This window comes from Pseudomonas arsenicoxydans (genome assembly GCF_006438915.1).
Classification (GTDB): domain Bacteria; phylum Pseudomonadota; class Gammaproteobacteria; order Pseudomonadales; family Pseudomonadaceae; genus Aquipseudomonas; species Aquipseudomonas arsenicoxydans_A.
In genome coordinates, this window is the sequence record NZ_RCZE01000007.1 from 181,686 (window position 1) to 201,746 (window position 20,061).

Sequence of the window (20,061 nt, forward strand, 5' to 3'; positions counted from 1 at the left end):
CAATACTTCAATCATCTTAAAGCCGAGCTTGATAATGGATTTATTCCAGGCAATGACCGTTTACGTACGCGTGGTAGAAGCCGGCAGCATGACGGCCGCCGCGCAGCAGTGTGAAATGTCCACGACCATGGTTGGCAATCACCTGCGCGCGCTGGAACAACGCCTGGGTGTGCGCTTGCTCCACCGTACGACACGGCGCCAGCGCCTGACGGAATTCGGCTCGGCTTATTACCAGCGCTGCCTTGAAGTATTGGGATTGGTCGCCGATTCCGAACGGCTGGCCGAACAGAGTCAGGACGCGCCCAGCGGTACCTTGCGCATCACGGCACCGCTGACCTTCGGCACGGAAAGGCTCGCGCCGGCGCTCAGCGAGTTTTCCCTGCAATGTCCGAAGGTCAAACTGGACGTGGTGCTCACCAACGGGCGTCCCGACCTGCTCGAAAACGGCCTTGATGTGGCGTTTCGCCTGGGCGCCATTGAGCCGTCCAACCTGATCGCCCGGCCTCTGATCGACTACACCCTGACCATGTGCGCATCACCGGAGTACCTGGCACGCCGATCAACACCGGAAAAACCCGAAGACCTGCAACATCACGACTGCTTGTCCTTTGCCTACCCGGTCGGGGATGACTGGCAATCGGTTGAAAAACAATGGCGCCTGAGCGGCCCGGAAGGTGAAGTGATGGTGGCCGTCAGTGGTCCGATGCTGATCAACAGTTCGGCGGGGTTGCATCAGGCAGCCCGAACCGGAATGGGCATCGTGATGCTGCCCGATGCGTTGGTCGAACAGGACCTGCTCGACGGAAAACTGGTGGCGTTGATGCAGCACTATCAACTGCCGAGCCGGCCCATGCACCTGGTGTATGCCCAGGACCGCTACCGGCTGCCGAAATTACGCCACTTCGTCGACTTTGCCATGCAGTTATGGGGCAAACACTAGCCGTGGCATTGCGCCATGAACTAATCTCGACGCCAGGCGGATCAATTGATATCTGTGCGTCAGGGAGAGCGGTGATGGGGGAAGCGTCGAATATCACGCCGTTGAAATTCAATGTCTCAGATTTTAGCGAAGACCTGCTCCACACCATTCTGGAACTGGTCAGCGATGGCATTTGGGACTGGAACGCCAACACAGGTTTTGTTTACCGCAACCCCGGTTGGTACAAGATGCTCGGCTACGAGCCTCATTCCCTGGACAACACCGCGTTGACTTGGGAAAACCTCATCCACCCTGACGATTACCCCGGCGTCATGGCCGTGTTTGATGACTACCTGAAACAGCGCGCGCCCACCTATCAAGCCGAATATCGCTGCCGCATGCTGGACGGCAACTACACCTGGATCGAAGACCGCGGCTATGTGCTGTCCCGCAATGCCGACGGTTCGGTGGCGCGCATGGTCGGCGCGCACCGCAGCATCGACGACAAACGACGTCTGCTCGAGGAGTTGGAACGACGCGCTCATTCCCTTGAAGCCATCGTTGAAGAGCGTACGCGGGAGTTGTCCCGGGTCAATCAGCAGCTTCAGATTCAACTCGAAGAGAACTGCAAACTGGCGGAAACCGACGCGCTCACCGCCATCGCCAATCGCTACCTGATGGAAAAAAGTCTGCCTCAGGAATGCGAACGAGCCCAACGCTTTCGACGACCGCTGTCTCTGATTGCCATGGACATCGATGACTTCAAGATCATCAACGATCACTACGGCCATGCCTTGGGTGATGCAGCCATCGTGCAGGTGGTCGAGGGCGTGAAGCACTTCGTGCGCGAAGGTGATCTGCTGGCGCGATGGGGCGGTGACGAGTTCGTCATGATCCTTCCCGATACCTCATTGGCTGACGCCAGACTCCTGGCCGAAAAAATCCGCGATGGCCTGTCGAGCCTGCCCCCGGTGGGCGCGTTTCAGGTGACCATGAGTTTTGGCGTGGTTCAGCGCTTTGAGGAAGAACAGCAGACTGGTTTGCTGGCTCGGGCTGATCAGGCGCTTTATCGGTCGAAGGTAGCGGGCAAGAATGTGATTTCGGGGTGAATGACATCTTGCTCATTCGCGATGTTCTGCCCTCGGAAGTGGAATCCGTACGAGTCTTTTTGGGCGAAAACGGATGGTCTCACCGAATAGGATCCACTGAAAATTTTGCGCAGTTGATTGCCAACTCCCAACGTACAGCGCTTGCATTGAAGGATGCCAAAATCATCGGGTTTGCCCGTGGCATCACTGACGGTCTATCCAATGGGTATCTATCGATGGTGGTCGTGAGTGGACAACATCGGCGTGAAGGTGTCGGCCAGGCACTGGTCGAACATGTCATGGGACAGAACGCCGATATCACCTGGGTGCTGCGAGCCGGCCGGGAAGGCACCTCGACGTTCTTTTCGAGCTTGGGCTTTGAGCCGTCGAACATCGCAATGGAGCGCCCGCGTCGTAAATAGCCCGACTGCCATTCACATCCCCGCCTTCACCAACACTGGTTTTTCCTGATAACGGTCGGGATACAACTGCTTCAACTGCGCCACTTTCGGTAGATCGTTGATCACGATGTACGGATAGGTCGGGTGTTCGGTCAGAAAATCTTGATGCTCCTCCTCCGCCGGGTAGAAACCGTTGTAGGTTTCCAGCCTGGTCACGATGGGTTTGTTGAACGAATGAGCCGCGTCTAACTGGGCGATGTAAGCCTGGGCGACGCGTTGCTGTTCGGTGTTCTCAATGAAAATCGCCGATCGGTATTGAGTGCCGCTGTCGGGGCCCTGACGGTTCAGTTCGGTGGGGTTGTGGGCCACCGAAAAATAGATCTGCAGCAACTTCCCATAACTGACCTGAGCCGGATCGAAAGTGACCTCGACGGATTCCGCATGGCCAGTATCGCCCTCGCTGACCCGTTCATATTGGGCGGTGTTCGCCGCACCGCCGGCGTAACCGGAGACCGCTTTCTTCACGCCTTTAACGTGCTGGAAAACGCCTTGGACGCCCCAAAAACATCCGCCGGCAAACACCACCTTTTCGCTGTGGGCCTGGGTCGTTTCATCCAGTGCTGGCGGAGGGATGACGACCGCTTCTTCGGCTCCGAACGAGAATGCCGAACACTGACTGATAACGCCGGCAGCGGCCATTCCCAACAGGGTGCGGCGCCAGGTGAACAGGGTTTTCATGGAGCAGACTCCTCAACAAATGAAATGACTTCAACCGAACGTGAACGCATAAGCCGAGACACCCGGATCGAGAAACTCGATGCTGAACGTCCGATCTGTCACGCCGCCGTTCTGGCGTACCAATTGATACAAACGCTGTGAATTCACACTGCCGCTGCCATCGGGTGCCACATCGGTGCCGTGGGCATCACCTGGGGCTTTGCCGTCGATGAGCACTTTGAATCGCACCGGTTTACCGTCGGCACCGGGGCCCAGCACCAGGTGCAGATCACGGGCATGGAAGCGATACACGATGCGACTGGCTGGCGCGCTGGAGGTCGCACGCTCTGAACCGACATTCCACGTCCCGTCCAGGCTCCAGTCGTTGAGGGCCAGTTCGGCGGGAGGGCTGTACGCGGCGACTTTGTCCGGCACAAGGCCGGTTTCAGGGACGAAATGCTCCGCCCGCTGGAAACCGACATAGGTTTCCGTTGATTGCACTTCGCTCATGTCCGGCGCGAGCTGAACCCCTGTCGCCTCCGCGTTGATCAAACCGTCCGCGACTTTCACCGCGCCCGCTTCACGCAAAAGTTGCTGGATGACCCTTTCCGATTCGGCGTAATCGCCTTCACCAAAGTGGTGATAACGAATGCGCCCCTGAGCATCGGCAAAATAGTGGGCCGGCCAGTATTCGTTGTTGAAGGCGCGCCAGATCTTGTAGTCGTTATCGATGGCCACCGGGTAAGTGATGCCCAGGTCCTTCATGGCCTTGGTGACATTACCGACGTCCCGTTCGAAGGCGAATTCGGGGGCATGAACACCGATCACCACCAATCCCTGATCGCGATACTTCTCTGCCCAGGCTTTCACATACGGCAAGGTGCGCAGGCAGTTGATGCAGGAGTAAGTCCAGAAATCCACCAACACGACTTTGCCCTTCAAGGCCTGCGCGCTCAGAGGTGGGGAATTGAGCCATTGCACCGCGCCATCCAGCGGTGGGAGATTGCCTTCAATCGGCAACGCGCCCGATGCCTTGTCACTCACCTTCATCGCCCCACCCGCAGCCATCATCGCCCCGCTGTTGTTCAGCGACTTGCCGGCCAACCGGCCCACCAGGGCTTGCTCGATCCCGCCGGTGGACGCGGTCGAAACCCGCGCCAGAATCCCCGTATCCACCCCCAGGGCAATCGCGGCGACACCCGCCAGCATCGCTGCCCCCAGACCGCGCCGAACCCATTCGCCAGCGCCAATCGAGCGCTTCATCGCCGCAAAGACTTTACCGCCAAGCAGCAATGCCACGGCGAGCGACGTGGCGGCACCGGCCGCATACGCCAGCAGCAACAACGTGGTTTCGATGCTTGCCCCTTGCAGCGCCGCACCGGTCAGCAACAGGCCCAGAATCGGCCCGGCGCAAGGTGCCCAGAGCAGGCCCGTGGCGACGCCGATCAGGAACGAAGCGCCGGGACGCGGCCGGGCATCGGCGCCTGCGGCTTCCGACAGTCGGCTGCCGGCCGCCACCAGTGGCCGCGTCAGCCGCTCGGCCAGTTGCGGCAACAGCAGCGTCAGTCCGAACAATGCAACGAACAGCAACGCGAGCCAGCGACCGTACTGATTGACTTGCACCACCCAACCGCCGCCCACCGCCGCTAACGTGGCGACCAGGGCGAAGGTCAACGCCATCCCCGCCAACAGCGGCAAGCCACTTTTCATAAACGGCTGCCCGGTTCGCGCGAAGACAAAGGGCAGCACCGGCAGAATGCAGGGGCTGACAATCGTCAATACACCACCGAGATAAGCGAGAACCAAAAGCCACATAGCGTCGACCTGCATCAAGTGAGTGAAAGGACATGCCCAAGGATCAAGCTGCCTGTGGCTCGAACGTCAACGCCAGACCATTCATGCAATAACGCAGGCCGGTAGGCTTTGGCCCGTCATCGAAGACATGCCCCAGATGACCGCCACAGCGCCGACAGTGGACTTCTTCACGCAGCACGCCAAAGGACCGGTCCTGACGAGTGGCCACCGCTTTGTCCAGGGGGGCCCAGAAGCTGGGCCAGCCGGTGCGGCTGTCAAACTTGGTATTGGATGAGAACAGTGGCAGATCACAACCGGCGCAGGCGAAAACGCCTTCGCGATGTTCATTGTTCAAAGGGCTGCTGTAAGCCCGCTCGGTGCCCTCTTCACGCAGGATTTCGTACTGCTCGTCGCTGAGCATGGCGTGCCATTCGCTGTCGCTGTGGGTCACCTCGAATACCTGCGCCGCGCCGGCATCACTGACCAGTGCGGTACTGGCGGCAAATTTTGGCAACACACCGATCACCAAGGCTGCAGCGCCCAGCCCGCCGCCCGCTACAAGAAACTGTCGCCGTGAAAACATGGTCTTCTCCAAAATTCCCGATGCCTGATAAGGAACACAGCCTAGGCTTGGGTTGATCGCCAAATCCTCACGAGCAGTTAAACAATTCGTGATAACTCGGACTGAGGAAAACCCGCACAATGTGCCCATTGCGCTACAAAGGATTGAGCTTTATGGAACAGACCAAACGTGTCCTGGTAGTCGAGGACGACCTGCACATCGCCGACCTTATCTGCCTGCATCTTCGCGATGAACAGTTCGAGGTGGTGCACTGCGCCGACGGTGACGAAGGCATGCGCCTGCTACAGCAAGGAAGCTGGGACGCGTTGATCCTCGACCTGATGTTGCCCGGTGTCGACGGCCTGGAAATCTGCCGCCGGGCGCGGGCGATGGCCCGCTACACCCCGATCATCATCACCAGCGCACGCTCCAGCGAAGTACACCGGATCCTCGGGCTTGAACTCGGCGCCGACGATTACCTCGCCAAACCCTTTTCGATGCTGGAACTGGTCGCCCGGGTCAAAGCCCTGCTGCGCCGGGTCGACGCCATGGCCCGCAACCTGAAAATGGACTCGGGCAGCCTGATGACGGACGGCCTGTCCATCGACCCGATCACCCGCGACGTCTCGCTCGACGGTCGGCGTCTGGACCTCACACCACGGGAGTTCGACTTGCTGTACTTCTTCGTCCGCCAACCCGGAAAAGTCTTCTCGCGTATGGACCTGCTCAACGCAGTCTGGGGTTACAGCCATGAAGGTTACGAACACACGGTGAACACCCACATCAACCGTCTGCGGGCCAAGATCGAAGCCGATCCGGCGCTCCCCGCGCGCATCCTCACGGTGTGGGGCCGAGGCTACAAATTCGCCGTCAAGGAGGAGCAGCCATGAGGCTGACCCTGACACAACGCCTGTCCCTGGTGTTCGCCATTCTGTTGCTGGTGTGCTGTGGCACATCGGCCTGGATGCAAGTGCGCTCCAACAAAATGCATGAACTGGAAGTGGTCCAGGGGCTGTCGCGTGATCTGGCGCAACACATCGCCCAAGACACGGTGCTGATGGACAGCAGCGGCCTGATGCCCAATGCCATTCGTGAACTGTTCAGCAAACTCATGCAGGTCAACCCCAGCGTTGAGGTTTATCTGCTGGACACCGAGGGCAAGATCGTCGGAAGCGCCGCACCCGAGGGCCGGATTCATCGGGAGCGGATCGATCTGGCCCCCGTCCAGCGCCTGCTCAAAGGCGATGCCCTGCCGATTCTCGGTGATGACCCGCGCAGTATCGATGGCCGCAAGGTGTTCAGCGCCGCGCCATTGCGGGTCAACGGTCAGCCGGCCGGTTATCTATATGTGGTACTGCTCAGCGAAGAACACGACCGCCTCGCGGAACGCGGTGCCACCAGCGCCGCGCTCAATACCGCGCTGTTGTCCATCGGTCTGGTGGCGTTGCTGTGCCTGATTGCCGGTCTGACGGCATTTGCCCTGATTACCCGACCGTTGCGACGCCTGACCGAGAGAGTCAGCCAGTTCGACATCGACGGCGTACCCTCCACACCGCCTGCTTTAGTACCGGTAGAAAAAGCCGCCAGTCACGATGAAATTGCCGTGCTGGACGCGGCCTTCCGGCAGATGCAATCCCGCCTCAGTGAACAGTGGCGCTCCCTGACTCGTCAGGATCAGGAACGCCGCGAACTGGTGGCGAACATTTCCCACGATCTGCGAACGCCACTGGCTTCACTGCATGGATACCTGGAAACCCTGTCGCTCAAGGACGCCACGTTATCCCCCGCCGACCGGCGTCGCTATCTAGGCATCGCCCTCGATCAAAGCCGCAAGGTAGGTGGCCTGGCCCAATCGCTGCTGGAACTGGTCAGGCTGGAACACGGATTTGTACAACCCGTGCTGGAGCGCTTCTCCCTGACCGATCTGGTACAGGATATTTTTCAGAAATTCGAACTGACCGCCGAAGCGCGCCAGATCGAACTGAAGGCCACTTTCGCCCCGAACGTTTCTGCGGCCTGCGCCGACCTTGGATTGATCGAGCGGGTACTGACCAACCTGTTCGACAACGCCCTGCGCGATACCCCTCAAGGTGGAGAGATCGAGCTGAGCCTGCGCCCACAAGGGCCATTTATCGAAGTCACCGTCAGCGACACCGGCCCCGGCATCGCGGCGCCATTACGCGAAGGTCTGTTCCTGCGCCCTTTCAACATTGGCGGCGCACGGCGCGATGGCGGGTTGGGGCTGCGCATCGTGCATCGGATCCTGCAATTGCACGGTCGCGAGATCCAGCTGATCGATCTGCCCGGACGGGGCGCGACCTTCCGCTTCTCCTTGCCGGTGGATCAGCAAACGGCAGAACAATGGGCGGTTCACTCGATGAATCTGAATTCGATGGGGAAATAGCCGACGGGACACGCTTCGGCAACGGCTATTATCTCGGCACTTGTTTTCCGGCATGGACGCTGCGTGATGCTCAACACCCTTCAACACACCCCGCTGTGGGTTTATGCGGTATTCCTGGTGCTCTGCTGCTACGGAATCAAAGCGCTATCCCCGACTGAGGAAAGCAAAACCTCGCTACGCGTGACTCCGCCGATCTTGCTCGGCTGGTCGCTCTACTCACTGAACCTGTCATTGAGCCCCGCCGCCTCCCTCTGTTGCTGGTTGGTCGCCGTTGTTCTGGGAGGTCTGAGCGCGTTGGTGATTTTCCAAAGCAAAGGGGTCGAACTCAATAAGCCGAAAACCGGGCTGGTCGTACCGGGAACAGCAAAAACACTGGTGCTCTACCTGCTGTTTTTTTCCGTGAATTACTACTTCGGCTACCAGGATGATGTTCATCCGGAACAAGCCGCCACACTTGAGATGTTACTGCTCAAGGCCTCCGCTTCCGGGTTTGTCTGCGGATTGATCAGTGGTCGATCATTGAAGTTTTATCGGGTGCTGTCAGCGCTTCAGTCACAACGCCAGCAAATGGCCATCGACTGAAGGCTTCCCGCAAAAATCATGACCAACTGCCTGTTCATCCGTGACAACTCAGCGTGGGTCCAATAGATTAGGCGACCTGAAAAGGCCCTGTGCTTTCTCGCCTCAATTCAAGTTAAAAGAAGTAGTGAAATTTCAATGTCCGATTCCAACACCGCTGAATCCGTAGTTACCCTGTCGTCCAAAGCGGAATACGAAAACTCCATCAATCTTTCACACCACGTGCCACAGGCCAAGACCATCAGCGAGATGGTCCTGGACGCTTTCCAGTCCACCCGGGAAAGCGACCAGATCCGCGAGCTGCGCGCCGCGATTCGCCAGGCACATGACAGCTTCGACGACGATAAAGCCTATGAGCTGATGGGTGAACTCAAGCAACTCAAGGACGCGGAAGCATCCGACATCGCCGCGCTCGAAGACTTGAGCAGCAAATTCCCGATCAGCCGGATTCTCTCCAGCTTCAAGGATGACCCGGCGTTTCAGGAAATCGTCTACGGCCTCGCGTTGAAAGTGCTGAACCAGACTCACCAGGCCATCAGCAACCCGAGCAGTGGCAAGAGCAAAGTGGCTCGCGCCAAGAAAGATCTCGAAGTGTTCACCATCAGCAAGGACGGCATAAACGTCACCCTGCCGCTGCGCACCCCGCGTTCAAGCCTGAACGTTGACCGCAAAGCCCTGGAGTTCCTCGGCTTCACCTTCGTCGGCGAAGGCGATGACGCAGTCATTGAAAGCGAGACGTTCCTGGATAACGCCGGCGTCGAACAAGCAGTCAACCGCAAGAACATCATTACCGCACTGCAACAACAAACTGCGTTCGACGGCTACAGCATCGCCGCGCAGTAACACGTTTCACCCAAAAGCCCCGCCCTTGCAGCGGGGCTTTTTTGTGACTGATGTTTGCTAGTGGGTCGTATCTCCCCTTTCGTCAGGTGAAGGAATTGCTGCTTGCTTGACTATAATCAATTTGCCTATAGTTTGGTGATGCGAACCCAATTCTTTGAAACCTCTTCGTTCACCGCCACCGTTGGCGATTATCTGACGGACGATGAGTATCGTTCGCTGCAAACGTATATGCAGTCGAACCCACAGGCAGGCGATGTCATGCCTCGTACAGGTGGCTTCCGCAAACTGCGCTGGGTAGATGAGCGACGAGGTAAAGGCAGGCGTGGTGGCTTGCGGGTTGTCTATTATTGGCTTATGAATGATGGCCAGTTCTGGATGTTTGCAATTTATGACAAGGATGAGCTTGAGAATTTGACTGCCGACCAAGAGAAGGCGCTCAAGAAAGCCATAGGCACAGAGTTAAAGGCACGAGGTACCCCATGAAAAAGCGCGACCTGTTTGCAGAGTTGATGCAGGGCGTTGACGAGATGGCTGCTCAGCGAGAAGGCAAGATCACGCTGCGAAATACTACGGTGGAAGATAACCCGGCTCCTGAGGTAGGCGCACAAGAAATCGTTGCGCTGCGTACTAAGTTGCATATGTCCCAGGCCGTTTTTGCCAAGCGAATTCGAACCAGCCCCAGCACCCTGAGAAATTGGGAGCAGGAAAAATCCAAGCCAAATGCTCAAGCGGCTTTATTGATTAGGCTGGTGGAGAAATTCCCCGATATGGTCGAGCGACTCCAAGCCGTTTGAGTGGATAGCTCTTTATCAAAAAGCCCCGCCTACGAGAGAAAAGCGGGGCTTTTTATTGCCTGCGAAAATCAGGAAATCGCAGGATGCAGCGCCGCGATCATGTCCACTTCCACCGGCGCGTTTTTCGGCAACTGATAAACACCGACCGTTGTCCGCGTATGTTTGCCGGCATCGCCCAACACATGGGTGAAGACATCCGACGCGCCGTTGGCCACCTCACTGAGGTCGACAAAATCGAACGTGGATTTCACATAAACGGTGACACGAAGCAGTGCCTTGACGTTATCCAGTGAACCGACGGCCTCGCGGATCAATGCCAGACCGCGAATCGCGCTGATACTCGCGGCCTCTTGGGCATCGGCCAGATTGAGCTCCAGGCCCACCCGGCCCGGGTACTGGATTTTGCCGTTCATGCGCGGCACCAGGCCACTGACATACAGCTCATCGTCATGCCGAAGCAGTGGCGCGTAATGCCCCCCGGCCGCGTTCTCGTCGTAGATATCGAAACCGTGTTCCTTCGCCATCTCGAGGAAACGTTCGTCGCGGGTTGTTTGCCTAATCATCTACTGAGCCCTCTTGATCCACCGTGCAAACGCGATTTTGATGGTAGAGACAGACGCTTCTCTTGATCAGGGCAAGTTCGTATAGAATCCAGCGAACTTTACTGCCAGGGAGACCAGTAAAATGCAGGCTCAGCGCGCTGTGATCGCCGCCATCGTGTTCCAGCCGGGAGTGCCGCTGGTGCAGCAGATTGTCGATCACTTGTCCGAGGCAATCAGCCAGGGAGGCCTGCCGCACGGGGCCAAGTTGCCGCCGATTCGCGAACTTTCCGAATTGATGAGCGTCGGAAAATCCACCGTAGTCGACGCCCTCGACCGATTGCGGGCCAAGGGGCTGGTGGTCTCACGCCAGGGCTCGGGGCATTACGTCCACCGGGCAAGCACCCAGACCTCAACCGCTGCTGGCCCGGATCTGCAACCTCAAGACACCCTCAGCCGAGTCCGTCGTGCGGTGCTTGTGGATAACGGCGCGCTACGTCCCGGTTGTGGATTTTTGCCCGGTTCGTGGTTGCCCGCCGAAGAACTGCTCAAAGCCGTGCGCGGCACCCTTCGTGCGACATCTCTGCGCATGGGTGAATACGGTGAGGTCGGTGGTTATCGGCCGCTGCGTGAGGCATTGCGGGTCAAGCTGTCGGGCTTTGGCATCGAAGTGCCGGTGGAACAAATCATCACCACCGCCAACACCATGCAGGCCATCGACCAACTGATGCGCCTGTTGATAAAACCCGGCGATACCGTGCTGCTCGATGATCCGTGCTACTTCAACTTGCACACCAATCTGGCCTTGCACGGCGCCAAGGTCATCACCATTGCCCGTGATTGCAATGGGCTGAATCTGGAGGCGCTCGAGCAATTGCTGATCGCCCATCGCCCCGTGCTCTACATGACCAACAGCACCGTGCATAACCCGACCGGTCATTCGTTTTCGGCGGCGCAGGTGTATCGCCTGCTGGAGTTGAGTCACCGCTACGGATTCCACATTGTTGAAGATGACCTGTACGGCGATCTCCAGCAACGACGCACCCCACGCCTGGCCGCAAGCGGGCTGGACAATGTCAGTTACGTGTCCGGTTTCTCCAAGACCCTGACGGCCAACAGCCGGGTCAGCTACGCCGTGTTGTCACCACCACTGGCGGCCCGGATGATCAGCCTGAAGATGAGCATCGGCGGCGTGACCTCGGAATTGGCGGAACAGATCACCTGCACCATGCTCAGCAATGGCAGCTACGCCAAGCACATCCGGCGCACGGTAGATCGCTTGTATGAATCGAGCAGTCGCGTGGCGCGTTGGCTGGTGGAGGCTGGATGCTCGGTGTCATCGGTGCCGGGTGAAGGGTTGTTCATCTGGGCTCGTTTACCCAACGGGTTGCACGCCGAAACCCTCGCCAATAAGGGCCTCAAGAGTGACCTGGTGCTGGCGCCCGGGGCCATGTTGAGTAAAGCGGCCGACGCCAATAGTTTTCTGCGCTTCAATGTTGCGCACAGCGATGATCCGCAGGTGCGGGAGCGGTTTTTCCGGTTGCTGGATACCTGAGTTTTTTTGATAAACCGAGGTGCGGCTTTCGCGAGCAAGCCCGCTCCCACATTTGACCGCATTCAAACTGGAGAAACCCGGTCAAATGTGGGAGCGGGCTTGCTCGCGAAGGGGGCAACTCGGTCCAAAAGAAAGTCCTAACAAAAAGCCCCGCACTTCTCTCGAAGGCGGGGCTTTTGTTGACAGCATCCGACGCTTAGGGCGCGTACGTCAGCAGCAGTTCGGTCGGCACTTTGAAGTCCAGGGACATCATCACGCTCAACGCGGTAATGGTGAAGATCGAGAACACGAACAGCTTGCGTGCCCAGACCGTGTCATCCACTGCCTTGTAACCGGTCCAGGCCATGTACAACCAGTACATGCCCATGGCCGCGGCGACGGCGAGGTAGCTCATGCCGGCGTAGCCGCTGAAGGTCAGCATCAAGGTCGCCACGAGGAAGGCCAGGATGTAGATCAGGATGTGCTTCTTGGCCACCTGAATCCCGCGCTTCACTGGCAGCACCGGAATCGAAGCGGCCAGGTAATCGTTGAAGCGGAAAATCGCGATGGCGTAGGAGTGCGGCATCTGCCACAGGCTGAACATCACCAGCAACGTCAGTGCGGCCATGTCGAAGCTGTTGGTCACAGCGACGTAGCCAATCACCGGCGGCATGGCGCCCGACAGGCTGCCCACCAGCGTGCCGTGAACCGACTTGCGCTTGAGGTACAGGCTGTAGAAGCCGACGTAGATGACGAAACCGATCACCGCAAACAGCGCGGCCAACGGATTCGCCACCTTGTACAACAACACAACGCCGGCAACACCCAGGACGGTCGCAAAGGCCAGGGCCAGTTTCAGGGAGATCAAGCCCTGGACCAGCACCCGGTTCTTGGTGCGTTCCATCTTCAGGTCGATGTCGCGGTCGATGCAGTTGTTGAACACGCAACCGGAAGCCACCACCAGGGACGTGCCGATCATGGCGGCCAGGAAAATGGCCAGATCGACATGCCCTTTCGAGGCCAGGAAAAATCCGCCTGCCACAGAAAGCACGTTACCGAAAATGATCCCCGGTTTGGTGATTTGGATAAAGTGCTTAAAGGACATCCGGACTTTCCTCAGTGCGCCATCATGACGGTGTGGATGCTGAGCATGATCCACAGCGACAGGCCTACCAACAGGACGATTACCAATGCAGCGAAAACAAACGCGATCACGTTGTTACGCTGGGCAGCGGAGCGGTCCAGGTGGAGGAAGTACACCAGGTGCACGAGCACCTGGATCACTGCGAAGATCAATACGATCCACAGGGTCATGGCTTTCGGCAGCGACGGGTACATCACCAGGCCGAAAGGAATGATCGTCAGGATCACCGACAGGATGAAGCCAATGGCGTAGGACTTGACGCTGCCGTGGCTGTCGTCGTGGCCGTGGCCATCGTGGGAGTGTGCATTAGCCATTACAGGGTCCCCATCAGGTAAACAACGGTGAATACGCAGATCCACACCACGTCCAGGAAGTGCCAGAACAGGCTCAGGCAGCTCAGGCGGGTTTTGTTGGTCGCCGTCAGGCCGTTTTTCTGGACCTGATACATCATGATCGCCATCCAGATCAGACCGCTGGTCACGTGCAGACCGTGGGTGCCGACCAGGGTGAAGAACCCGGACAGGAAGCCGCTGCGGTTAGGACCGTAGCCTTCGGAGATCAGCATGTGGAACTCGTTGATCTCCATGCCGATGAAGCCCAGGCCGAACAGGAAGGTGATGGCCAACCAGCCCAACACTGCCTTCTTGTTGCCCTTGAACAACGCCAGCATGGCGAAGCCGTAGGTGATCGAACTGAACAACAGGCAGGCGGTTTCGCCCAGCACGTATGGCAGCTCGAAGATGTCGTGGCCCGACGGGCCACCCGCTACGTTGTTAACCAGTACCGCGTACACCGCGAAGATCGACGCAAACAGAATGCAGTCGGTCATCAGGTAGAGCCAGAAACCGAATACGGTCATCTCGCCCGAGTCGTGGTGATGGTCATCGTGCCCATGTCCATCGACATGGGTGTGTCCAGCATTGGTCACTAAGTTCGACATGGTTTAAGCCTGTTCCAACGAGGTTTCAACACGGGTGGCAGTGGCCGGGATTTTCCCTGCGGCTACCAGACGTTTGCGCTGCTCGGCTTCGGTGCGCTCGATCACATCGACCGGCACCATGTAGCCCTGGTCATCACGGGCAGCGTGGATCACGAAGTAGACCACGGCGCCAGCGAGGCCGAAGATGGCCATCCACCAGATGTGCCAGATCATCGCGAAACCGAACACGGTCAACAGAGCACCCATGACCAGGCCGGTCGCGGTGTTGTTTGGCATGTGGATCGGCTCGTACTTGACCGGAGTCTGGTACGCAGTACCGTCTTCCTTGGCTTCAGTGAACGGGTCGATGCAGTCGGCTTTTGGCAGTACGGCAAAGTTGTAGAACGGTGGTGGCGACGAGGTCGACCATTCCAGCGTGTGGGCATTCCACGGGTCGCCGTGCTCGCACATGTTTTCCGGCTTCTTACGGTCACGAACACTGACGTACAGCTGGATCAACTGGCAGGCGATGCCACAGGCGATCATCACCGCACCGAACATGGCAACGTACAGGTACGGTACCCACTCAGGGTTGGTGGTGGCGTTCAGACGACGGGTCATGCCCATGAAGCCCAGTGCATAGAGCGGCATGAACGCGACGAAGAAGCCCGAGATCCAGAACCAGAACGCTGCCTTGCCCCAACCTTCGTGCAGCTTGAAGCCGAACGCTTTAGGGAAGTAGAAACCGAAGCCGGCGATGTAACCGAATACGGCGCCGCCGATGATCACGTTGTGGAAGTGAGCAATGACAAACAGGCTGTTGTGCAGTACGAAGTCAGCACCCGGAATGGCCAGCAGTACGCCGGTCATGCCGCCGATCGCGAAGGTCACCATGAAGCCCAGGGTCCACAGAACCTGGCTGGTCATGCGCAGACGGCCCTGGTAGATGGTGAACAGCCAGTTGAATAGCTTCACCCCCGTCGGGATCGAGATCAGCATCGTCGCCAGACCGAAGAAGGCGTTGACGTTGGCACCCGAACCCATGGTGAAGAAGTGGTGCAGCCAGACCATGAAGCCCAGGATCGAGATCGCGCCCGAGGCGTAGATCATCGAGTGGTGGCCGAACAGTTTCTTGCCGGAGAACGCCGAGATGACTTCGGAGAAGATCCCGAATGCCGGCAGAATCAGGATGTAAACCTCGGGGTGACCCCACGCCCAGAACAGGTTGACGTACATCATCGGATTGCCACCAAGTTCATTGGTGAAAATGTGGAAATCCATGTAACGGTCAAGCGTCAGCAAAGCCAGGGTAGCGGTCAGGATCGGGAAGGAAGCGACGATCAGCACGTTGGCCCAGGTGCAGGTCCAGGTGAAGATCGGCATGTCCATCAGTTTCATGCCCGGGGTACGCATTTTCAGCACGGTGGCCAGGAAGTTGACCCCGGTCAGCGTCGTACCTAGCCCGGATAGCTGTAGCGCCCAGATGTAGTAGTCCACACCCACGCCAGGGCTGTAGCCGAGTTCCGACAGCGGTGGATACGCAACCCAACCGGTACGGGCGAATTCGCCGACACCCAGGGACACGTTCACCAGCACGACGCCAGACATCAGCAGCCAGAAGCTCAGGGAGTTCAGGAACGGATAGGCAACGTCACGCGCACCGATCTGCAGCGGCACTGCAAGGTTCATCAGGCCGGTGAAGAATGGCATCGCCATAAAGATGATCATGATCACACCGTGAGCGGTGAAGATCTGGTCATAGTGTTCAGGCGGCAGGTAGCCAGGCGAACCTTCGGTGGACAAGGCCAACTGGGTACGCATCATGATGGCGTCGGCAAAACCGCGCAGCAGCATGACCATGGCGACGATGATGTACATCACGCCGATTTTCTTGTGGTCGACCGAAGTCAGCCACTCAGTCCACAAGTAGGTCCACTTCTTGAAGTAGGTGATTGCAGCGAACACCGCCAGACCACCGAGCGCGATCATGGCGATGGTAATCATCACGATCGGCTCGTGGAACGGAATCGCTTCCCAACTTAATTTACCAAACATCGTTTACTCCTCTGCCCCGGCAGCTGAATGCGAACTCGATTCCATCCCTTCCATCTGGGCCACTTCTTTCTCTTTCTTCTCGTGGTCCACTTTCGGACCCGGTTTCATGCCTTCGTACTTGTCGACGATGGTCTGGAACAGGTTCGGCGTGAACGAGGAGTAGAGCGCTACTGGATTGTTCTGGCTTGGTTTGGAAAGGGCTTCGTATTCAGCTTTTTCAAGCTGTTTAGGTGCCTTCTTGACATCACTGACCCAGGCATCGAAGTCCGCCTGAGAGGTGGCGATTGCTTTGAACTTCATGCCGGTGAAACCCGCGCCGCTGTAGTTGGCGGAGATCCCGTCGAATTCAGCGTTCTGGTTGGCGATCAGGTGCAGTTTGGTCTGCATGCCCGCCATCGCGTAGATCTGGCCGCCCAGGCCCGGAATGAAGAACGAGTTCATCACGGTGTCGGAGGTAATCTGGAAGTTGATCGGCGTGTTGGCCGGGAACACAATCTTGTTGACCGTGGCGATGCCTTGTTCCGGGTAGATGAACAACCACTTCCAGTCCATCGATACCACTTGAATGGTGATCGGCTTGACGTCGGATTCCAGCGGCTTGTACGGGTCCAGAGCGTGGGTCGACTTGTAGGTGACATAACCCAGGGCAATGATGATCAGTACTGGAATGGCCCACACCGCGATTTCAATCTTGGTGGAGTGCGACCACTTCGGCGTGTAGACCGCGTCAGTGTTGGAGGCGCGATATTTCCAAGCGAACAGGAAGGTCATGACGATGACCGGTACCACGACAAGAAGCATCAGCAGCGTAGCGGTGATGATCAGGTTTCGCTCGTCCAGGCCAACCTGGCCCTTGGGATCGAGCAAGGTCATGTTGCAGCCTGACAGCAACAATGTGCCAATCAGCGGCAATAAGCCTAGTAGTCTGGGGTACCTGTTTTTACTCATCTCACGACCTCTAAAGCAGCTTGCGCAATGCAGTTGGGTTTTGATCGCCAACACTTCACCCTGCCAAGGGTTGGCATTTTTCTTGGATTGAATAAGGGCTGCCCGTCGCGCGTCAGACGCTGCTCGACAAATCCTGGGACAGCGGTAAGTTCTTATTCGAATTCGTGGTCAAAGGCCTTGTTACAGACCAATTCCATTTGGTGCGGATAGTTGGAAGGCTCCGACACCTGGGAGTCGCATGAGGCGTTCAAGCCTCTCGACGCCCTACTTTCTGCTCATGCTGAGCAGTGCCGGGAATTCAGTGCGGGCGATTGTAGATATGTAACGATTCATAAACCATGTCTCATCCCGAAATAATTTTTATCCATTCCAGCAACAATCATTAACGGATTTCGCAAAAGTCCGGCATGTTATCGAAATTGATTCTCAACAAAAACATCAAAAATAGTAGGTCTACCGCACGCAGTTCAGACAGCTTCGGGGCTGCTGCGCCCTACCCCGACACTGCTCAACCCCCTATGAGACAAGGGCTAGGGCAATTCGCCAGCCCCTGTTAAAACTGCCTGCTCCAGCATTTCCGGGGTTAGATGATCATCCGCCGCAACAGACCAATTTTGTTGCCCGCCCCCATGCCAATTCAGCCCCTTGAAATGCCTTGCGACACTCGCGCTGTGACAACATGTCGCACACGTGTCGCACCCCTGCTTGTCGCGCATCAAGGTCTTTTTACCTGGCCTCTGAAAATGCAAAACGCCCCGGCCCCCTCAACGAGGGCCGGGGCGTTTTCATGGGTGACGCAGCGGTGCGGCGATGCGCCTCAGCGCAGAGCTTTACGGTTACGCGACGTGAGCAACGGCACCAGAACCACGATCAGCACAAACGCCACCAGCGCCCATTGCGCCAGCGACAGACCGAGGATCGGCGGGTACGGCGTGGAGCAGAAGCCATCCACCTGGAAGCCCAGCGGGAAGATTTTCGCCAGCGGCAGACCATCGACAATCGGCTGCAGCACATCGATGCCGCAACTGACCGCAGGGTAGAACTGGGTGTAGACGTGATGCCCGGCCACTGCGACTCCGGCCAGGGCACTGATGACCACCAGCGTTTCGAACACGGTGATGCTGCGACGTGTGCGCGTGGCCGCGCCGATAAAGGCAAACACCGCGATTAACAACAACGCGTAGCGCTGGAGAATGCACAGCGGGCATGGCGCCTCGCCCAACACAATTTGCATGTACAGCGCGCCGCCGATCAGCGCCAGGCAGATGATGCCCAGCAACACCAGATAGCGCCGTTCGCGGCCCAATCGCATTGTTTCCTCGCTCATCGCGTTTCCCTTTTAGATAGCAGTTGCCGCCAGTCTACACGCAGGCTCTGAGGTTGGAGAGCCTGGCGCGTGCCGGTGGATTTGGGGGAATAAACGATAAGCCGGTTAAGAAGGGATTAACTTTGGAAGTGTTTTTCAAGGTTGAAGACCGCGGTGCGGCCATTCGCGAGCAAGCCCGCTCCCACATTCGACTGCATTCCCCTGAGAGAACTCGGTCAAGTGTGGGAGCGGCGGTGCGACGATTCGACTTGCTCGCGAAGCAGGCGACTCGGTCTCCCGAGTCGCCGCAAACAGTTACTCCAACGCCGAAGCCGGCCCAAAGAACTCATAACGACTCTGCTTCTCCGGAACCCCCAACGCTTTGAGGTGACGCTTGATCGCCGCCATGAACCCCTTAGGCCCCAGGAAGTAAGCATCCAGGTCACGCTGCTCGGGCAACCACTCGCCCAGTTGCTCCCGACTCAACAACCCGACCTTGTCCGCTGCCGGACTCACACCGTCATCCTCAGCGTAGCAATAGAAGCGCTTGAGTTGCGGATGACGCTCAGCCAACCCATCGATCCAGTCACGGAAGGCATGCACGCTGCCGTTACGCGCGCAGTGGATAAAGTGCACCGGGCGCTCGGTGGCCAGCGCGGCTTCAAGCATTGCCAGTGTCGGCGTAATGCCGACACCGCCGCTGATCAGCACCAGCGGTTTATCGCTGGCCGTCAGGGTGAATTCGCCCGATGGCGGGAACAGCTGGATACTCGCCCCGACATGCAACTGATCGTGCAAATGGTTGGACGCCCGCCCACCGGTTTCACGCTTGACGCTGATGCGGTACTGGCCCTTGTTCGCCAGCGCCGACAGTGAGTAGTTGCGACGGATCTCTTCGCCGTCGAGGATCAGTTTCATGCCGATGTACTGGCCGGGCTCCGCCGCAAAGATCGGGCCTTTGTCGGCAGGTTCGAAGTAGAAGGAGGTGATTTCCGCACTTTCCTCAACCTTGGCCGCAATGATGAATTCCCGCGCCCCGCGCCAGCCGCCGGGCGCCTGTTCTTTCTGATCGTAGATACTGGTTTCGGCACCGATCAGAATATCGGCGAGTTGACCATACGCAGCACCCCATGCCGCAATGACTTCAGGGGTGGCGATTTCTTCGCCCAGCACCTCGGCAATGGCACGCAGCAGGCAGGTGCCGACAATCGGGTAGTGTTCCGGCAGGATTTGCAGGGCCACGTGTTTGTTGATGATCTTGGCCACCAGGTCGCCCAACTGATCGAGCTGGTCGATGTGCCGGGCGTACATCAAGACACCGTTGGCCAGCGCGCGCGGCTGATCACCACTGGCCTGGTGGGCCTGGTTGAACAACGGGCGGACTTCCGGGTATTCGGAGAGCAACATGCGGTAGAAGTGAGTAATCAGCGCTTCGCCGCCGCTTTCCAGCAGCGGCACGGTGGATTTGACGATGGCACGGTCTTGAACGCTAAGCATAAGGACGACTCCGGAGCT

The 20,061-nt window shown here is 58.0% G+C and carries 21 protein-coding genes; 10 read left to right on the forward strand and 11 right to left on the reverse strand.

The annotated features are described in order from the left end of the window. The first annotated feature begins 34 nt into the window (after nt 1-34). The 3 genes from EAH78_RS16595 (at nt 35) to EAH78_RS16605 (ending at nt 2,429) form a co-directional block, all read left to right on the forward strand. On the forward strand, nt 35-940 hold the full coding sequence (locus EAH78_RS16595; RefSeq protein ID WP_140668461.1) for a LysR family transcriptional regulator: 906 nt from the start codon (nt 35-37) through the stop codon (nt 938-940). Nucleotides 941-1,014: 74 nt separating this feature from the next. Further along, the gene (locus tag EAH78_RS16600; RefSeq protein ID WP_140668462.1) at nt 1,015-2,028 is read left to right on the forward strand and encodes a sensor domain-containing diguanylate cyclase; all 1,014 of its coding nucleotides are present in this window, start codon (nt 1,015-1,017) and stop codon (nt 2,026-2,028) included. Further along, nucleotides 2,025-2,429 (forward strand): GNAT family N-acetyltransferase, encoded by a 405-nt coding sequence (locus tag EAH78_RS16605; protein ID WP_140668463.1) that lies wholly within the window; start codon nt 2,025-2,027, stop codon nt 2,427-2,429. The genes EAH78_RS16600 and EAH78_RS16605 overlap by 4 nt, the downstream gene beginning before the upstream one ends. A 12-nt stretch (nt 2,430-2,441) precedes the next feature. Here EAH78_RS16605 and msrA read toward each other — a convergent pair whose 3' ends face one another. The 3 genes from msrA to msrB are packed head-to-tail and all read right to left on the reverse strand — an operon-like array spanning nt 2,442 to nt 5,502. Next, entirely contained in the window at nt 2,442-3,146 is a 705-nt protein-coding gene (msrA, locus tag EAH78_RS16610) for a peptide-methionine (S)-S-oxide reductase MsrA (RefSeq protein WP_140668464.1), read from the reverse strand. A 30-nt stretch (nt 3,147-3,176) separates the two neighbouring features. Continuing rightward, nucleotides 3,177-4,940: a cytochrome c biogenesis protein DipZ gene (locus tag EAH78_RS16615; RefSeq protein ID WP_140668465.1), complete on the reverse strand. Its 1,764-nt coding sequence runs from the start codon at nt 4,938-4,940 to the stop codon at nt 3,177-3,179. A 43-nt stretch (nt 4,941-4,983) separates the two neighbouring features. Then, nucleotides 4,984-5,502, reverse strand: coding sequence for a peptide-methionine (R)-S-oxide reductase MsrB (gene msrB, locus EAH78_RS16620; protein ID WP_140668466.1), 519 nt, complete (start codon nt 5,500-5,502; stop codon nt 4,984-4,986). A gap of 152 nt (nt 5,503-5,654) precedes the next feature. Between msrB and EAH78_RS16625 the strand changes: the two genes are divergently transcribed. The 6 genes from EAH78_RS16625 (at nt 5,655) to EAH78_RS16650 (ending at nt 10,101) form a co-directional block, all read left to right on the forward strand. After that, a complete protein-coding gene (locus tag EAH78_RS16625) occupies nt 5,655-6,371 on the forward strand; it encodes a response regulator transcription factor (protein WP_140668467.1) in 717 nt (238 codons plus the stop codon). After that, nucleotides 6,368-7,885: a sensor histidine kinase gene (locus EAH78_RS16630; RefSeq protein ID WP_140668468.1), complete on the forward strand. Its 1,518-nt coding sequence runs from the start codon at nt 6,368-6,370 to the stop codon at nt 7,883-7,885. The genes EAH78_RS16625 and EAH78_RS16630 overlap by 4 nt, the downstream gene beginning before the upstream one ends. Before the next feature lie 66 nt (nt 7,886-7,951). Then, nucleotides 7,952-8,467 (forward strand): hypothetical protein, encoded by a 516-nt coding sequence (locus EAH78_RS16635; protein WP_140668469.1) that lies wholly within the window; start codon nt 7,952-7,954, stop codon nt 8,465-8,467. 135 nt (nt 8,468-8,602) lie between these two features. Next, nucleotides 8,603-9,307 (forward strand): hypothetical protein, encoded by a 705-nt coding sequence (locus EAH78_RS16640; protein WP_140668470.1) that lies wholly within the window; start codon nt 8,603-8,605, stop codon nt 9,305-9,307. A 138-nt stretch (nt 9,308-9,445) separates the two neighbouring features. Further along, the gene (locus tag EAH78_RS16645; RefSeq protein WP_140668599.1) at nt 9,446-9,790 is read left to right on the forward strand and encodes a toxin; all 345 of its coding nucleotides are present in this window, start codon (nt 9,446-9,448) and stop codon (nt 9,788-9,790) included. Continuing rightward, nucleotides 9,787-10,101 (forward strand): helix-turn-helix domain-containing protein, encoded by a 315-nt coding sequence (locus EAH78_RS16650; protein WP_140668471.1) that lies wholly within the window; start codon nt 9,787-9,789, stop codon nt 10,099-10,101. Before EAH78_RS16645 ends, EAH78_RS16650 begins: the two co-directional genes overlap by 4 nt. Before the next feature lie 68 nt (nt 10,102-10,169). On the opposite strand, the gene EAH78_RS16655 is transcribed toward EAH78_RS16650, so the two are convergent. Continuing rightward, the gene (locus EAH78_RS16655; protein WP_140668472.1) at nt 10,170-10,664 is read right to left on the reverse strand and encodes a RidA family protein; all 495 of its coding nucleotides are present in this window, start codon (nt 10,662-10,664) and stop codon (nt 10,170-10,172) included. A 121-nt stretch (nt 10,665-10,785) separates the two neighbouring features. Here EAH78_RS16655 and EAH78_RS16660 point away from each other — a divergent pair, with 121 nt between their 5' ends. Next, the gene (locus EAH78_RS16660) at nt 10,786-12,195 is read left to right on the forward strand and encodes a PLP-dependent aminotransferase family protein (protein WP_140668473.1); all 1,410 of its coding nucleotides are present in this window, start codon (nt 10,786-10,788) and stop codon (nt 12,193-12,195) included. A gap of 196 nt (nt 12,196-12,391) precedes the next feature. Here the strand turns inward: EAH78_RS16660 and cyoE are convergent, their stop codons facing one another. The 7 genes from cyoE to hmpA form a co-directional block, all read right to left on the reverse strand. Beyond that, a complete protein-coding gene (cyoE, locus tag EAH78_RS16665) occupies nt 12,392-13,279 on the reverse strand; it encodes a heme o synthase (RefSeq protein ID WP_140668474.1) in 888 nt (295 codons plus the stop codon). A gap of 11 nt (nt 13,280-13,290) precedes the next feature. Next, complete coding sequence (gene cyoD, locus EAH78_RS16670; RefSeq protein WP_140668475.1) at nt 13,291-13,632, reverse strand: cytochrome o ubiquinol oxidase subunit IV; 342 nt, start codon at nt 13,630-13,632, stop codon at nt 13,291-13,293. Next, nucleotides 13,632-14,258: a cytochrome o ubiquinol oxidase subunit III gene (locus tag EAH78_RS16675; protein WP_027922711.1), complete on the reverse strand. Its 627-nt coding sequence runs from the start codon at nt 14,256-14,258 to the stop codon at nt 13,632-13,634. Before EAH78_RS16675 ends, cyoD begins: the two co-directional genes overlap by 1 nt. A gap of 3 nt (nt 14,259-14,261) precedes the next feature. Further along, on the reverse strand, nt 14,262-16,292 hold the full coding sequence (gene cyoB / locus EAH78_RS16680) for a cytochrome o ubiquinol oxidase subunit I (RefSeq protein WP_140668476.1): 2,031 nt from the start codon (nt 16,290-16,292) through the stop codon (nt 14,262-14,264). 3 nt (nt 16,293-16,295) lie between these two features. Further along, nucleotides 16,296-17,240: a ubiquinol oxidase subunit II gene (gene cyoA, locus EAH78_RS16685; protein WP_140668477.1), complete on the reverse strand. Its 945-nt coding sequence runs from the start codon at nt 17,238-17,240 to the stop codon at nt 16,296-16,298. 817 nt (nt 17,241-18,057) lie between these two features. Further along, the gene (locus tag EAH78_RS16695) at nt 18,058-18,567 is read right to left on the reverse strand and encodes a disulfide bond formation protein B (protein WP_140668478.1); all 510 of its coding nucleotides are present in this window, start codon (nt 18,565-18,567) and stop codon (nt 18,058-18,060) included. A gap of 294 nt (nt 18,568-18,861) precedes the next feature. Further along, nucleotides 18,862-20,043: an NO-inducible flavohemoprotein gene (gene hmpA, locus EAH78_RS16700; RefSeq protein ID WP_140668479.1), complete on the reverse strand. Its 1,182-nt coding sequence runs from the start codon at nt 20,041-20,043 to the stop codon at nt 18,862-18,864. Nucleotides 20,044-20,061 lie beyond the last annotated feature (18 nt).

What these genes read in the sequence shown, in the direction of transcription:
- EAH78_RS16660 (WP_140668473.1), top strand. Translation starts at nt 10,786, where the DNA reads ATGCAGGCTCAGCGCGCTGTGATCGCCGCCATCGTGTTCCAGCCGGGA.
- EAH78_RS16695 (WP_140668478.1), bottom strand. Translation starts at nt 18,567, where the DNA reads ATGAGCGAGGAAACAATGCGATTGGGCCGCGAACGGCGCTATCTGGTG.
- EAH78_RS16655 (WP_140668472.1), bottom strand. Translation starts at nt 10,664, where the DNA reads ATGATTAGGCAAACAACCCGCGACGAACGTTTCCTCGAGATGGCGAAG.
- EAH78_RS16635 (WP_140668469.1), top strand. Translation starts at nt 7,952, where the DNA reads ATGCTCAACACCCTTCAACACACCCCGCTGTGGGTTTATGCGGTATTC.
- EAH78_RS16675 (WP_027922711.1), bottom strand. Translation starts at nt 14,258, where the DNA reads ATGTCGAACTTAGTGACCAATGCTGGACACACCCATGTCGATGGACAT.
- hmpA (WP_140668479.1), bottom strand. Translation starts at nt 20,043, where the DNA reads ATGCTTAGCGTTCAAGACCGTGCCATCGTCAAATCCACCGTGCCGCTG.
- EAH78_RS16640 (WP_140668470.1), top strand. Translation starts at nt 8,603, where the DNA reads ATGTCCGATTCCAACACCGCTGAATCCGTAGTTACCCTGTCGTCCAAA.
- cyoD (WP_140668475.1), bottom strand. Translation starts at nt 13,632, where the DNA reads ATGGCTAATGCACACTCCCACGATGGCCACGGCCACGACGACAGCCAC.
- cyoE (WP_140668474.1), bottom strand. Translation starts at nt 13,279, where the DNA reads ATGTCCTTTAAGCACTTTATCCAAATCACCAAACCGGGGATCATTTTC.
- msrA (WP_140668464.1), bottom strand. Translation starts at nt 3,146, where the DNA reads ATGAAAACCCTGTTCACCTGGCGCCGCACCCTGTTGGGAATGGCCGCT.
- cyoA (WP_140668477.1), bottom strand. Translation starts at nt 17,240, where the DNA reads ATGAGTAAAAACAGGTACCCCAGACTACTAGGCTTATTGCCGCTGATT.
- cyoB (WP_140668476.1), bottom strand. Translation starts at nt 16,292, where the DNA reads ATGTTTGGTAAATTAAGTTGGGAAGCGATTCCGTTCCACGAGCCGATC.
- EAH78_RS16645 (WP_140668599.1), top strand. Translation starts at nt 9,446, where the DNA reads ATGCGAACCCAATTCTTTGAAACCTCTTCGTTCACCGCCACCGTTGGC.
- EAH78_RS16625 (WP_140668467.1), top strand. Translation starts at nt 5,655, where the DNA reads ATGGAACAGACCAAACGTGTCCTGGTAGTCGAGGACGACCTGCACATC.
- EAH78_RS16615 (WP_140668465.1), bottom strand. Translation starts at nt 4,940, where the DNA reads ATGTGGCTTTTGGTTCTCGCTTATCTCGGTGGTGTATTGACGATTGTC.
- EAH78_RS16595 (WP_140668461.1), top strand. Translation starts at nt 35, where the DNA reads ATGGATTTATTCCAGGCAATGACCGTTTACGTACGCGTGGTAGAAGCC.
- msrB (WP_140668466.1), bottom strand. Translation starts at nt 5,502, where the DNA reads ATGTTTTCACGGCGACAGTTTCTTGTAGCGGGCGGCGGGCTGGGCGCT.
- EAH78_RS16630 (WP_140668468.1), top strand. Translation starts at nt 6,368, where the DNA reads ATGAGGCTGACCCTGACACAACGCCTGTCCCTGGTGTTCGCCATTCTG.
- EAH78_RS16600 (WP_140668462.1), top strand. Translation starts at nt 1,015, where the DNA reads ATGGGGGAAGCGTCGAATATCACGCCGTTGAAATTCAATGTCTCAGAT.
- EAH78_RS16650 (WP_140668471.1), top strand. Translation starts at nt 9,787, where the DNA reads ATGAAAAAGCGCGACCTGTTTGCAGAGTTGATGCAGGGCGTTGACGAG.